This window comes from Thiothrix nivea DSM 5205 (genome assembly GCF_000260135.1).
Taxonomy (GTDB): domain Bacteria; phylum Pseudomonadota; class Gammaproteobacteria; order Thiotrichales; family Thiotrichaceae; genus Thiothrix; species Thiothrix nivea.
The window spans coordinates 1,787,091-1,800,564 of the sequence record NZ_JH651384.1 but is presented as its reverse complement, the minus strand read 5'-3'; the positions used below and the strand labels follow the sequence as shown (position 1 = coordinate 1,800,564).

General features: G+C 55.6%; 11 protein-coding genes. 4 read left to right on the top strand and 7 right to left on the bottom strand.

All coding sequences use genetic code 11. The annotated features are described in order from the left end of the window. Positions 1–40: 40 nt before the first annotated feature. Both THINI_RS09030 and THINI_RS09025 read left to right on the top strand, forming a co-directional pair. Entirely contained in the window at positions 41–2,578 is a 2,538-nt protein-coding gene (locus THINI_RS09030; protein ID WP_002708293.1) for a glycoside hydrolase family 9 protein, read from the top strand. Positions 2,579–2,641: 63 nt separating this feature from the next. Then, a complete protein-coding gene (locus tag THINI_RS09025) occupies positions 2,642–4,228 on the top strand; it encodes a zinc metalloprotease (RefSeq protein WP_002708292.1) in 1,587 nt (528 codons plus the stop codon). Here THINI_RS09025 and THINI_RS24255 read toward each other — a convergent pair whose 3' ends face one another. The 7 genes from THINI_RS24255 to THINI_RS08990 form a co-directional block, all read right to left on the bottom strand. Next, positions 4,229–4,843 carry a DOMON-like domain-containing protein gene (locus THINI_RS24255; RefSeq protein ID WP_002708291.1) on the bottom strand — a complete coding sequence of 205 codons (615 nt, stop codon included), beginning with the start codon at positions 4,841–4,843 and terminating at the stop codon, positions 4,229–4,231. Between the two features lie 9 nt (positions 4,844–4,852). Then, on the bottom strand, positions 4,853–5,293 hold the full coding sequence (locus THINI_RS23300) for a hemerythrin family protein (RefSeq protein WP_002708290.1): 441 nt from the start codon (positions 5,291–5,293) through the stop codon (positions 4,853–4,855). 91 nt (positions 5,294–5,384) lie between these two features. Continuing rightward, positions 5,385–6,530, bottom strand: a complete 1,146-nt coding sequence (locus THINI_RS09010; protein ID WP_002708289.1) for an FIST signal transduction protein — start codon at positions 6,528–6,530, stop codon at positions 5,385–5,387. Between the two features lie 164 nt (positions 6,531–6,694). Next, the gene (locus THINI_RS09005; protein ID WP_169314603.1) at positions 6,695–7,747 is read right to left on the bottom strand and encodes an HD-GYP domain-containing protein; all 1,053 of its coding nucleotides are present in this window, start codon (positions 7,745–7,747) and stop codon (positions 6,695–6,697) included. 1 nt (position 7,748) lies between these two features. Next, the gene (locus THINI_RS09000; RefSeq protein ID WP_002708287.1) at positions 7,749–8,243 is read right to left on the bottom strand and encodes a Rab family GTPase; all 495 of its coding nucleotides are present in this window, start codon (positions 8,241–8,243) and stop codon (positions 7,749–7,751) included. 13 nt (positions 8,244–8,256) lie between these two features. Beyond that, positions 8,257–9,732: an OmpA family protein gene (locus THINI_RS23295; RefSeq protein ID WP_002708286.1), complete on the bottom strand. Its 1,476-nt coding sequence runs from the start codon at positions 9,730–9,732 to the stop codon at positions 8,257–8,259. Positions 9,733–9,735: 3 nt separating this feature from the next. Continuing rightward, positions 9,736–10,254 (bottom strand): hypothetical protein, encoded by a 519-nt coding sequence (locus tag THINI_RS08990; protein WP_002708285.1) that lies wholly within the window; start codon positions 10,252–10,254, stop codon positions 9,736–9,738. Between the two features lie 163 nt (positions 10,255–10,417). On the opposite strand from THINI_RS08990, the gene THINI_RS08985 reads away from it, so the two are divergent. Next, positions 10,418–11,251, top strand: coding sequence for a CbbQ/NirQ/NorQ/GpvN family protein (locus THINI_RS08985; RefSeq protein WP_002708284.1), 834 nt, complete (start codon positions 10,418–10,420; stop codon positions 11,249–11,251). A gap of 12 nt (positions 11,252–11,263) precedes the next feature. After that, positions 11,264–13,429, top strand: a complete 2,166-nt coding sequence (locus tag THINI_RS08980; RefSeq protein WP_002708283.1) for a nitric oxide reductase activation protein NorD — start codon at positions 11,264–11,266, stop codon at positions 13,427–13,429. Positions 13,430–13,474: the final 45 nt, after the last annotated feature.

Sequence of the window (13,474 nt, the reverse complement as noted above, 5' to 3'; positions counted from 1 at the left end):
AGCCAACAATTGAACAACCGCGAGCGAGGGAGGTTTTGATATGTTGGCCAGAAAATATCTGTGGACGGTGCTGCTGTGTGGCCTGTCCTGCCTGACTAGCGCCGGAGTAGCCGCTGAACGACCTTTGATCATGGTTGACCAGTTCGGCTATTTACCTGATTCCAGTAAAGTGGCAGTACTGGCGGATCCGCAAAAAGGCTTCAACGCAACCCGCGCCTATACTCCGGGTTCCCAACTGGAGGTACGGCGAGTAGTGGACAATGGGGTTGTCTACACCGGGAACCCCACTGTCTGGAATGGTGGAGCCACCGATGCAAAATCGGGGGATAAGGCATGGTGGTTTGATTTTTCACAGCTACAAACGACGGGGGATTATTACATCTACGATCCGGAAACCACTGGGCGTTCGTATCCCTTCACCATTGGCGGGCATGTTTATGATGCAGTCCTGAAAGCCGCCATGCGGGCTTTCTTCTACCAACGTGTCAATGCGGACAAACTGCCGCCTTACGCTGATGACCGCTATGCCGATGCGGCAAGTCATGGTTATGCGGAACAGGATTTCGATGCCCGCGCCATGAATCCGGCAAACCCGGCAGTATCGGACCCCGCCACATCCCGTGATTTGTCCGGCGGCTGGTATGACGCTGGCGATTTCAACAAATACGTGAATTATGCCGATGGAGCCATCCATGACCTGCTCTATGCCTATCAGGAAAACAGCAGGGCGTGGGGGGATGATTATGCTATTCCGGAATCTGGCAACGGCATACCTGACGTACTGGATGAATTGAAGTGGGAACTGGACTGGCTGTTGCGGATGCAGAACACGGATGGCAGCCTGCTGCATAAAGTGACCTCCATTGACTGGGATGATGTCAGCCCACCCAGTACCGACCTGATTCCGCGCCGCTATGCGCCCGCCACTGCCTCCGCCACCATTTCCGGTGCTGGCGCGTTTGCCCATGCAGCCAAGGTTTTTGGCGCTTTCCCGGAGTTTTCCTCCTATTCCGCCATACTGGAAGAAGCAGCCGGAAAAGCCTGGAACTGGCTGGAAGCTCACCCACAGGCTGTTCCCTCCCTGTATGACAATGCCGGTTTCGTCACTGCCGGAGCAGAAGATTGCCTTTATGGTAGTCTCGACCAGACCAATTGCGGACTCGAACAACACGCCAATCAGGTCAACGCGGCCATCCACCTATGGGTACTGACAGGCGAACAACGCTTTGCCGATTATATTCGGCAACATGCGGAAACCGATACCACCCTGATGGCGCGGGGGGATCTGACCCACAACGGCATGGCTGCGGAATCCCAGGACGCTCTGCTGTATTACGCCGCCCAACCTGGCGCTGACGCCGCCCTGTCAGGCAAAATCCGTTCAGCCTACAAGGATGCCCTGTCATGGCGTTATGCCTGGACGCCATTCTCCCCACTGGCGCGCTTCAAGGAAGGCAAAGACCCTTACCGCGCCTATCTGGATGAATACCTGTGGGGCAGCAACCAATCCAAGTCCATTGCCGGAACCAGTTTGTGGAATGTCCTGCAATACAACGTTCCCGTGCCGGAGGCGGATGTCTCCAACGCCAAAGCAGGAGCCGACGGCTACCTGCACTACCTGCATGGAGTGAACCCTCACGCCATGGTCTTCCTGTCCAACATGGGGGCAGCGGGAGCGGAAGACTCCGTACCGGAGATGTACCACATGTGGTTTGCCGACAATACGCAATGGGACAATATCCAGACATCCAACGGACCAGCCCCCGGTTTCCTGGTTGGCGGGCCAAACCAGTATTGGAGCACGGCCAAAGTCTACATTGACGGTGTGCAGGACAGCGACCACAACTTGAAAAGCCAACCTGCAATGAAACGTTACTGGTCATGGAACAATGCCAGACAGCAGTCTTACGAGATTACTGAACCGGCCATCAATTATCAGGCAGCCTATGTGCGCTTGTTGTCCAAGGCCGTTACTGGTGCTGGCAATGCCGATACCACCCCCGATGCGTTTAGCTTCACTAACCAGGTTGGAGTGGCTTTATCAGCCGCTATCGCTTCTAACCCTGTAACCATCAGTGGTATCAACTCGACCTCTGCCATCAGTATCAGTGGAGGGGAATACCGTATCAACGGCGGGGAGTACACCTCTGCCACCGGAACCATCAACAACGGTGACACAGTGCAGGTGCGGCATACATCTTCCGCCAACTTCCGCACAGCCGTAGTAAGCAGACTGACAATCGGCGGGATCAAGCGAAACTTCAAAAGCATCACGGTGAAGAAGGACGCCAAGCCAGACGCCTTCAGTTTCAGTGCATTGACACATGTGGCCAGATCAACAGTGTTTGAATCAAACACCATCACAGTCAGCGGGATTAACGCGCCTGCGGCCATTCGTATCACCAAGGGAGAGTACCGCATTAATGGCGGGAATTACACCAATGCGGCAGGAACTGTGAACAACGGTGATACCGTGCAGTTGCGGCGTACTTCATCATCCAAAGCCAATACTACGGTTACTACCATCCTAAGAATTGGCGGTGTATCCGGAGCATTCAAAATTACGACAACATTGTAAAGGTTTGTATAATTTTTATACCAAACATTGGTTTATCGTGTATTTCTTGCGAGGTTATTTTCAATGCTAAAGGCAATTAAAATCAGCTTATTATCCCTATCCGTATTGGCCAGCATTGGTTGGAGCCATGCGGTGAAAGCGGAAACTCAGGACATTGACATCCTGGTGGCCTATACACCACTGGCATTAGCCCATCATGATGCTTATTTTCGGGGACTGGGAGTCAACCGCACCCTGGAGGAGTCGTTGAATTTCTCGATGGTCAGTATGAACCATGTCCATCAAAATAGTGGCACTGATGTACGTTACCGAATTGCGCATCTCATGGATCATCCGGTTGATTTTGATGAAGCGACTGTCACCGATGATCCGGGCAACGCAGACGATGATGGAGATTCAGCACAACGAAAAACGCTTGACCACCTGGCAGCCAAAGATGATGGCGTAATGGATGAAGTGCTGGCGCTTCGTGATCAATATGGGGCTGACATGGTGGTCTTGCTCGTTGAGGGGGATGACTGGCCGACCTGGACGGGTGGCAGCTCCAATGTCTTGTCTGCCAACGATCCGGCGCTCAGTGAATCTGCCCCTTTCTATTTGGTCGACTGGAACGGGATCGACTCAAGCGCGTGGCCTCACGAAAACGGCCATGCAATGGGGCTACACCATGACTGGTTCCGCTCCTCCCATAAATATGGGGAACTACCGACTTCGCACTCGTTCGGTTATGTAAGCCCTGACTTCACCTGGCGCACTTTGATGGCTTATGACGAGCACTGTGTGGTTGCTACCGGGATCAGTTGCTACCGTTTACCACTGTTCTCAGATCCGAACCGGATTCACTACGGTGGTTTTGCGATGGGAGTACCAGCAGGCACGGACGTGAGTTGCAAAAACCGGAATCTGGACAATCCTCCCTGTGATGCCGATGCAGTCGCTTCCTTGCATTTGACCGCACCCACTGTGAAAGCATTCCGTGACGAAGTGGTGTCACGCCTGCCAGCGCCGGTAAATTTGCAGCCTCAAGGTACTGTGCCATCCGGTACGGTGGCCTTAAGCTGGAATGAGGTAAATGGTGCAACCCACTATGAAATTTTAGTCGGTCTCGCCCAAAACAATACTGAGGCTGATGCCTTTGTCTACAAATGGCTGCAAGACCAAGATGTCTTGTTCTTCAGTTTGTCAGCAAATCCCTCTAGTTGCCGTAATGGTGTTTGCTCAATCAACATTGATGCAATGCCTGGTTATCATTATTTCTCAGTCAAGGCACATGATGATGTCGGGCATAGCCGTTGGGCAGATGCGCAACCATTCGTTGTCGACCAGCCGATCACCGCCGGTGCCCATGTTGTAACGCAAGTTGCACCGAACGGTACTTATTATTCAGCGGGTGACGCGGTTACTTTGACGTTTGCAGCACTACCGTACCAAACTCAAGAATATAAAGTGTCGGTGTGGGATCGTGACGATGACTACACAGTCCATTCGCAAAAGTATCCGGCGAACAGCATTTGCGACGGTAATCTCTGTACGGTCAGTCTGCCATCCCAATCCTGGGCGGCACATCGCTATCAGTGGAAAGTCCGTGCCGATGATACCCCCTACGGCGACGGCGATTACAGTCCCAAGCTGAGATTCTATATAAGGTGATCAGAAGCATCCGTTAGAAGCTGTCTGGCAAGTAAATCCGCTCCGGAGGTGAAAGTCGGGACGAGCAGCCGGATGTTGCAACGCCCAGTAGGATTTTTCACCGCTTGTAGTTTCGATGACGGCGGTCAGACCCAGTTCAAAAGGGTTGTTGCCGGAGTTGGGGGGTAAGTCGGTTGTAACGATAACCACTTGCAGAAGCAAATCCCCCTCAATTCCCCTTTTGCAAAGGGGGAAGCCAGATTCAACTCCGCAACAACCAACGGAGTCACGATCAAGCTCCCCTCCTTTGAAAAAGGAGGGGCCGGGGGAGGATTTTCTTCCCTCTATCTCCCGATACCCGCTAAAGGTATACGCAGCCCACTGGCCGGAAGGCGAAAAGTTGAATTCGTGATAGCCGCTTTCCCCCCGCACACCAATGAAGGCTTCAAAGCAGGTGTGTTCCCACAGCCCATCGGCAAATACCGGGGTTTGTGGTTCCGGAATACGGATTTGGGTAAGGTCGCCGGAAAGCCGGTATTGCAGACGCAAACCGCCCTCTTCAGTCCGTTCCACCGTGACTTGCAGCGAATGGACGGCGGCACAGGGCGTTGCCGGGTGCGGGTGTAGCGTCAGCAAAACGGCCACTCAGCTAAAGTCGAGTTCACCGCCCTTGTCCTGATACATTTTCAGGAAACGGGCGGTGATCATGTCCATGGTGGCGATGTGCTGCTGCAACCAGGCAGGCAACTCGGTTTCAAGATAGGCGCGTAGCACTTTCAGATTCCGGTTGAGTTTCCATTGATTGATAACGGCTTTCATGGCAGACAGCGCCATATCGTGCTCGTCCTTGTGTACCGGGTACGGGCGAAATTCGATGATCAGCATGTTGCGGTTTTCGCGCTCGAAATGCACTTCGGTGTGGTGCAGCAATGCATCCAGCTTCGTATCGATCAGCTCTGCATCCAGCGGCTCCTGCGCCAACAGCTCATAGATTTCGTTGAGCATGAGCCGCTCTTCTTCATGCGTTTCGGTCATGACGGGCATTTCCATCGGCATGAAGGCATTGGCGTCGATTTTCATGAGCATGAGACATCACTTCCTGACAATAAACAGCCCGGAAGTGTGTCTCAGGGTTGGCGGAAATGCAATTTCCATGTGAGTTGGGACAGGTGGCTGCTTAGGCATCCTGTTCGTACAACACTGCCAGCGTCATGGTGGCATTGTGCAGGCTGCATCCGCCGCCCTGTTCGGTCGGAGCCAGCTCGCCGTAGGTGTAGCAGCCGATTTGCTGGCTGCCGGTGGGTAGTTCATCCATGACGGTTTCCAGCTCCTGGACGGTATCGTCGCCCATGATGAGTTTGTGGACAGTGCAGCTGATGGTGAATGCCAGTACCGGCCTGTCGTCCGGCAGGGCGTCGGCCAGGGTGCGGGCTGCCGTTTCCACGCCTTCCAGCAGGTTATCCATATTGCCGTACATGAGCTGTGCTTTGTGGCCGTCAGGAATATCGGCGACAAAATGCAGGCTCTGGGTGTCTTCGTCAACGGCTATTGGTACGCGGATAGCGTAATGCTGTTTGTTTTCATTCCAGATGGCCAGTGGGAAATTCAGCGCAGACTGGGGAAGGCTGGCTGCGTGTGCACCGAGGTATTCCTTGTAGAGTTGCAGGGCGGGGTGGCCATCAAGTTCATACAGGATGCGGTCATTGGCGCGGGTAATCATGCGTTCGCCACCGAATGGTTTGAAGCCATCCTGGGTGTTGCTGGTGAATACGAGTTTTTCGCCATAAAAGCCGATGCCACACACCATGTGTTCGGCTGGCGTGCCATTGGTCAGTACCCAGGTGGACTGGAACTTGAAGGGGTCGCTGGCCAGCCCGCCGATGATGTTGACCTGATGCGGGTTGATGTAGGAAGCCATGCCCTGGATGAGGTCGGTTCCCTGGGTGTGTAGGCCATCCGTGAGGATGATGATGCCCTTGAGGTCTGGCGCGGCCAGTTGCTTGGCCAGTTGCAGTCCCGCCTGCCAGGAGGTTTCCTTGGAATTCAGCTCTGCATGGGCCAGCAACAGACGGGTGTTGTCAAATCGGGCTATCCCTACCACTAGCGCGTTTTCCAGCAGGTGTTCGTTGAAAATACCTGCGAGGGTGGAGCAGCCTGCGATGACCGAGTTGGGGTACTTGCGCTGTAATTGCGCCAGGGCATGTTTGTAGGGGGCGAAATCAGCGTCGCCGAAGACCATGACCAGCGTTTGTGGTGAGTCCATGTCAGGCAAGGGAATATGCCAGCCGGTGGGCTGGGTGTAGAAAGTGGATACGACGTGCATTGATTAGAACCCGCCTCATTTATGTTGCTTGTGTTTGTTGTGATTAAGCTTGCGTTAATCAATATTAACATACTGCATAGAGTGCTAATGCTGCCGTTTATCAGAAGCAACCCTGAGCGTGCTAGGGGGTAGTGGGTTTGTAACAGGTTTAACCCACTACCCCTTTAGTAAGATACTAACAAATCGCCAATTTCGTTCACTTCCTTGCGGATGCGCCGCATCACCGGCAGCAGTTCCAAAAATAGCTGGAACAGTTCGGGGTCTAGATGGGAATGGGTCATGCTTTGCATCAAGGCCAGCGCTTCTTTCTCGCTCATGGCTTTCTTGTAGACGCGCTCATGCACCAGTGCGTCGTAAATGTCGACGATGCTGGTGATACGGGCGGGTAGGGGGATGTCGGTGCCGGACAAGCCTCTGGGATAGCCGTTGCCGTCCCATTTTTCGTGATGGCAGAGGGCAATTTCTGCTGCCATGTTGAGCACGGGAATATTGGAGTTTTCCAGCATTCGGGCGCCGATTTCGGTGTGGCGCTTCATGATGGCAAATTCGGTGTCAGTCAGTTTGCCCTTTTTCAGCAGAATCTTGTCGGGGACGCCAATCTTGCCAATATCGTGCATGGGGGCGGCAATGCGGATGTCGTCGACTTGTTGGCCTGGCCAGTTCAGCGCTTTGGCCATGGCGGCAGCATACAGGCCGATGCGCTTGACGTGTGCGCCGGTTTCTTCGTCGCGGTAACTGGTCAGGCTGACCAGCTTGATGGCGATTTCTTCTTCGCGTTGCTTGATCTTGAGGGTGCGGCGCAGCACTTCATTTTCGAGTTTTTCCTGTTCCAGCAGGCCGTTGCGCAGGTGTTGCAGGTGGTTGACTGCCTCACGGTATTTTTCGCCCAGGTGTTGGATCAGCAGGACGGCCTGACCGTCAACCCACAAGGCGTTGGCTTCGAGCGCCAGTTCATTGCCGAGCTCGTCCGTTTCGACCCAGATGCCGGAGGGGAGCCGCTGGGTTTGATGCGCTTGCCAGTGTTGTTCGGCATCTTCCATGAAACAACTTAGGTAGGGGAATGTTTGGCTCAGGGAGCAGCCTTCCTGTTCGCTTTGGCGCAGGAAGAACAGCAGCCAAGGCGGTGCTTCGGTATGCAGGCCGAAGGTGTCTGCATCTTGGCGCAGGAATACAGCCATATCCAGTGCGCCGAACAGGTTGGGCAGCGTAAAGTTCATGTCAGATGCCAAATTGTTTGGCCAGATGCAGGAACAGGTCATTGACGCCCTGGTCATGCTTGGCACTGGTTTCGATGAGGGTGTGCCCCTGCTGGCGCAGGGTGTCGAGTTGTGCGTTGTCGAGTTGCCATTGCTGTTGCAGGTCGGCCTTGTTGAGGGCAAATGCAACCGGTAAGTCACCTACGGTTTCCTGCACCATGCGGTGGATGGAAGTGGCGACTTCCAGCGATTGCGGGCGGGTACCGTCAATGACGATGACGTAGCCCGCCATGCCACGCAGGTAAGCAGTGCGGATGCTGGTGAAAGCGTCTTCCCCGGCGATGTCCCAGATCATCAGGGTCATGTCTTGGCCGTTGAGTTGGAGTTGCTTTTTGTCGATTTTGACGCCGACCGTGGTCAGGTAGCGGTCGCTGAACAGGCTGTCGACGTAGCGGCGGATCAGGCTAGTCTTGCCAACCGAGAAGGAGCCTAGCAGGCAGATTTTTTTCTGGATCATGGGTGTTCTACCTCTAATAAAGTTCTACCTTGTAGCGGATGCCGCGTTCGTTTTTATGGGCTTCCGTCGGCGTGCCTGGTTGGTAGGCGGGCTGTGCCAGCAGGATAAAAGCTGGGATGCCGGTTTGGATCAGGGCTTTACGCATGTTGGTTGCGCGGTCTTGTGCCAGGGTTTGGTTGATGGTTTCAGTGCCGCTCGCGTCGGTATTGCCGACCAGGGTGATTTGCGGAATTTTGTTGAGTGACTGGGCCATTTGTAGCAATTGGCGGATGGTCTTGCCCACTTGCTGTACAGCGGGGCTGGTTGGGTCAACATCTGCCTGGGCGTGGGCGAACGGGTAGGCCGAGGCATCCAGTTGCTGGGCAAGGGCTGCCAGTTGCTGCTCGTTGGCGGCAGTTTCCTGCGCCTGTTGTGCTGCGGTTTGGCTGTGTTGTGCACGCAGGTCTTGCAGGCTGGTTTCCAGCTCGGCATTGCGGCTTTGCTGTTCGGTCAGCGCTTGTTGCAAGTGTTGCAGTTTGTCCTGGACGGCCTGTTGCACCTGCCGGGTTGCGGCTTCCTGTTGTGCCTGCCGCTGGTAGTAGGCGTAAAGGCCGTAAGCAGCTGTTGCCAGCAGCGCGCCCAGCAGGACATAGGCCAGCCATGGCCTGCGCCGTTGCTGGGGGCGGGTTTGGCGCTTGAGGCAGGGTTCCAGTAGGGTTTCAACCCCGGCGAGCTGGCTGGCGTCGCCCTGGTAAGCCTGGAGCGCTTGTGCGTAGTGGCTGTGGATGGCGGCGGACGTGTTCGCCAGCAGCGATCGCAATTCTCCCGGAACCGTGCCGCGCACCACCAGCGCGGTAATGGCGTGGGGGCCGTGTTCCACCAATACGGTCAGTTCGCCGAGGCGCAGTGAGTCGAGAGTATCCTCGCTGTTGATGGCGAAAGAGTCCTGGATGAAATCCTGGATGGCGGTCAGCATTCCGGAGACGATTTCCGGGTCTTTGCTAATGGCGTTCTCAGCCACCCGATGGTGCAGCAGCAGGCCGCTGTCGCGGTGGATCAGGAAGACCTGCTCGACCTGGTAGACCAGGTTATGCAGCAGGGCAATCTGGGCGTAGCTGTGCCCCGTGCGCCAGGCGTCGAAACGCCAGCGCAAGGTACGCAGGGAAAAGCTGTGTTCCAGTAGCTGGTTGATGTTTTCCAGCATTTCGCTGAGTGCCTGCTGGATGGATCTGCGGATGGCCGGCCCCATCACCGGGTACAGCACATCGGCAAAGTGTTTGGGCTGGTTGTGGATAGCGCGGGTAATACTTTGCTCCACTACCGGTTCCAGCACGGTGGGCAGGGCGTCGTCCTGTTGCAGACGCAGGCTGATGGCTTCGGCGATGATGCTGGCGACGCTGGCGCTGTAGCGGTCGGAGTTTGCAAACTGTTCCTTCAGCGCCAGCAGCTCATCATAGCCTTTGCCGAACAGCAGATTACGTAACTGGGCAATGTCGGGCGTGCCCTGCATGGCTTACACCGTTTCACTAGCCAGCTGCTGGCTGACATGGCCGAGCAGGGCGGCGACCATGTTGCGGTCAACCTTGTCCTGACGCAGTTGCTCGGTGGCTTGCTTGAGCTGGGCGAGGAGTTCGGTACGTTGTTCGTCCAGCAGGTCGGTCAGTTGGTTGCTTTCCTGCTCCAGGTTATGTTGCAGACGGGTTTCGCTGGCTTGTAGCTGGCGTTGCAGGCTGTCAATGCCTTTGCTGGTCTGGTCAAAATGCTTGCGGGCAATGGCGGTGTCTTCCATGCGCGCTTTGGCTTCCTGATCCAGCAGGTCTTGCAGCATGAGGATTTCGTGGTTGAGGCTGTCCATGTTCTTGCGCATTTCGTCGCGCACGGAATTCGTCCAGACCTTGACGAAACGCTCCAGCGTGGCCAAGCGCTTTTCGTTTTCACGGCTTTGTTCGCCGAACAGGATGTTGCGCACCATGTCGAGGTTTTTGTCCTGCACCGGTGCTGCCAATTCGATGTCTGCTTCTGTTGTGCTCATGGTCGTGATTTTCTTGTTGTTATTATTATTTTGGGTGCGGGTAAATCTATCACCGGGAAAGTTTGTTGGCCACTTTTCCTGACATATGGCGCAGACAATACCCCTGGATGGTTTGTTGCTGCTATGATCCTGCTGTCGAGTTCACCAGCCACAGGAGTATGTAGTGGGAAACATTGCCAGCAACAATAACGCCCTTATCCACGACCCGTCTTCCTACCTGATTGAAAAAGAACCCTATTACGTCGCTGTCGGGGATGAAATTACCCTGTTCGAGGCCGCCTACGCCAGTCATCTGCCCGTGTTGCTGAAGGGGCCGACCGGTTGCGGCAAGACCCGTTTCATGGAATACATGGCGTGGAAACTGCAACGCCCGATGATTACCGTTTCCTGCCACGATGACCTGACTACCTCCGATCTGGTCGGGCGCTATCTGGTGAAAGGCGGCGAAACCGTGTGGGTGGATGGCCCGCTGACCCGTGCGGTGCGTGCTGGCGGCATCTGCTATCTGGATGAAATCGTCGAAGCGCGCAAAGATACCATGGTGGTGATCCACCCGCTGGCCGACGACCGCCGTATCATGCCAATCGAAAAGCTGGGGCAATTGCTGGAAGCGCCGGAAAGTTTCTGTCTGGCCATTTCCTACAACCCCGGTTACCAAAGCGTGTTGAAGGAACTGAAACAGTCCACCCGCCAACGTTTCATTGCCATTGAATTCGACTACCCCAAGGCCGATCTGGAACGCAGGATCATTATGCACGAAACCGGCCTCGACGAAGCCACCACCAATAAACTGCTGAAACTGGCCGACATGACCCGTAACCTCAAGGGCAACGGGCTGGAAGAGGGGGCGTCTACCCGCCTGCTGGTGCATGCAGGCAAGCTGATTGCCCGGGGCGTGGATCAGCGTGCCGCCTGCCAAGGCGCGATTGCGCTGGCGCTGACTGATGACAGCGACATGATTGCCGCCATCAACGAGCTGATCGGGGCGTTGTTTTGAGGTGGGGGGTAAATGATGAAAGCATCCCGCACTCCTTACACCGCAGAATACCTGCTGGAAAAGTTGGAAGAGCTGTACGAAGTCGAGTTCACCTGGCTCAAGGTCGACAAGCTGGTCGATGGCCTGTCTGGCCTGGATCGTGACACGCAGGATTTCATCATCGGCTGGGCAACCCGTTTGCTGACCACCAATATCTACATCAGCCACGAATTCATCATCCGCGTGGTGGAAGCGCTCGACAGTCTGGAGCGGCGCGTCATCGAAGCCTGGGCGGTACACGCGGCGGACACCTTCGACCGTTCCGGTTTGCGTCCGGCGCTGGATGTTATCCAGAAGGTCGACAGTTTCCTCCTCAATGCCCATGCCCATGCAGAAGGTATTACCTTCGATGAAGTCGAACCAGTGCTTTCCACCTTCGTCTGCGGCTTGTCAGGTCGCAGACTCAAGCTGGCGCAGGGGGAACAGGTGTATACCGACAGCGAAACCCTGTTTCTGCCCAATATTTCCGCGCGCATGGAAAAGGCCAAGGACAATTTCCTGCTGTGCAAGGCGCAGGTGGCCTTCATGTGGGCGCAGACGCGGTTTGGCAGTTTCCGGGTGGATTTCGCCACGGCGTTTGCGGCATACCCCGACCCGGAACAGGCGCTGGCGGCGTTTCATGCGCTGGATACGATCCGATTGGAAGCGTGCCTGGAGCGGGAGTTGCCGGGCTTGTGGCGCGATATGCAGCGGTTGGAAGGTTTGCATGGCGGAGAGGGTGTATACAATACGCCCCTACACCCGTCGTGGGAAGCCTGTAGGGGCGTATTGCATATGCCCTCTGCGACTGTCAACGATGTACTGGCACTGGTTCCGGAAGTACTGGGAATGGCATTCCCTCAGCCCGTCTACCAGCCCCGTCTCGACCCCGCAGCCGTCACAGCCTGTATGCAGGCGCGGATGGAGCGGGAAAAAATCCTGTTCCGGGTGAAGCTGGCGGAACTGGTGAAGGAACTGGGTAAGGATAAGGGGGAGGAAGAAACCCCTCCTAACCTCCCCTTATCAGGGGAGGAACAAGAGAAGTCGCCGCCGGAATTTGAGGTGCGCGAGGCGCAACAGGGCGAAGGCGTGGAATTGGTGCTGGAAGACAAGCCGATTGCGCCGCCAGAAGATGTGAAGCAACTGATGTCATCCATCATGCTCGACTGGGGGGATATTCCGCCGGAATTTCTGGTGCCGGCGGGCGATGGCGAATACGACCCTTCGCTCTACCAAAAGGAAGAAAAGGATGTGGAGGATGTCTGGAAAGGGGTCTACCACGAAGAGGGCGCGTTCCTGTATGGCGAATGGGATTACGCCCGCCAGCATTACCGCAAGAACTGGTGCGTGTTGCGCGAAATTGAAATGACCGCAGGCGACCCGGCCTACGTCGACAGGGTGCAGGAAAAATATCAGGGGCTGGTCAAGCATTTGCGCCGCACGTTCGAGGCCATGCGCGATGAAAACCGCTTGTTGAAGCGCCAGTCGCAGGGCGATGACGTGGACATCGACGCACTGGTGGAAGCGCTGGCCGACAGCCGCGACGGCAGCGAAATGAGCGACAAGCTGTTCCAGCACATGCATCGCGCTGACCGCAATCTGGCGGTAATGTTCATGGTCGACATGAGCGGTAGCACCAAGGGCTGGATCAACGAAGCCGAACGCGAAGCGCTGGTGATGTTGTGCGAAGTGCTGGAAACGCTGGGCGACCGTTACGCGATTTACGGCTTTTCCGGCATCGGGCGCAAGCGTTGCGAAATCTACCGCATCAAAAGCTTCGACGATCTTTACAACGCCGACACCAAGGCGCGTATTGCCGGGATTGTGCCGAAAGATTACACCCGTCTGGGGGTGGCGATCCGCCATCTGAGTCAGAAGCTGAATGCTGTGGAAGCGAAAACCCGGCTGTTGATCACGCTTTCCGACGGCAAGCCTGAAGATTATTTCGACATCTACAACACCCAGTACGGGATTGAAGACACCCGCCAAGCGCTGTTTGAGGCGCGCCGCACCGGCATCCACCCGTTTTGCATCACCATTGACAAGCACGGCAAGGATTATTTGCCGCACATGTACGGCCACGCCAACTGGGTGGAGATCGATGATGTGAAAAAGTTACCGCTGAAGGTGGCCGATATTTACCGGCGTTTGACGACATAAGCGTCGGCTCGCTTTCGTTTTGAACAAAGCCGCTGTCTCGAATGT

Coding starts and splice junctions, on each gene's coding strand:
- THINI_RS09030 (WP_002708293.1), top strand. CDS start 41: ATGTTGGCCAGAAAATATCTGTGGACGGTGCTGCTGTGTGGCCTGTCC.
- THINI_RS09025 (WP_002708292.1), top strand. CDS start 2,642: ATGCTAAAGGCAATTAAAATCAGCTTATTATCCCTATCCGTATTGGCC.
- THINI_RS23300 (WP_002708290.1), bottom strand. CDS start 5,293: ATGCTCATGAAAATCGACGCCAATGCCTTCATGCCGATGGAAATGCCC.
- THINI_RS09010 (WP_002708289.1), bottom strand. CDS start 6,530: ATGCACGTCGTATCCACTTTCTACACCCAGCCCACCGGCTGGCATATT.
- THINI_RS09005 (WP_169314603.1), bottom strand. CDS start 7,747: ATGAACTTTACGCTGCCCAACCTGTTCGGCGCACTGGATATGGCTGTA.
- THINI_RS09000 (WP_002708287.1), bottom strand. CDS start 8,243: ATGATCCAGAAAAAAATCTGCCTGCTAGGCTCCTTCTCGGTTGGCAAG.
- THINI_RS23295 (WP_002708286.1), bottom strand. CDS start 9,732: ATGCAGGGCACGCCCGACATTGCCCAGTTACGTAATCTGCTGTTCGGC.
- THINI_RS08990 (WP_002708285.1), bottom strand. CDS start 10,254: ATGAGCACAACAGAAGCAGACATCGAATTGGCAGCACCGGTGCAGGAC.
- THINI_RS08980 (WP_002708283.1), top strand. CDS start 11,264: ATGATGAAAGCATCCCGCACTCCTTACACCGCAGAATACCTGCTGGAA.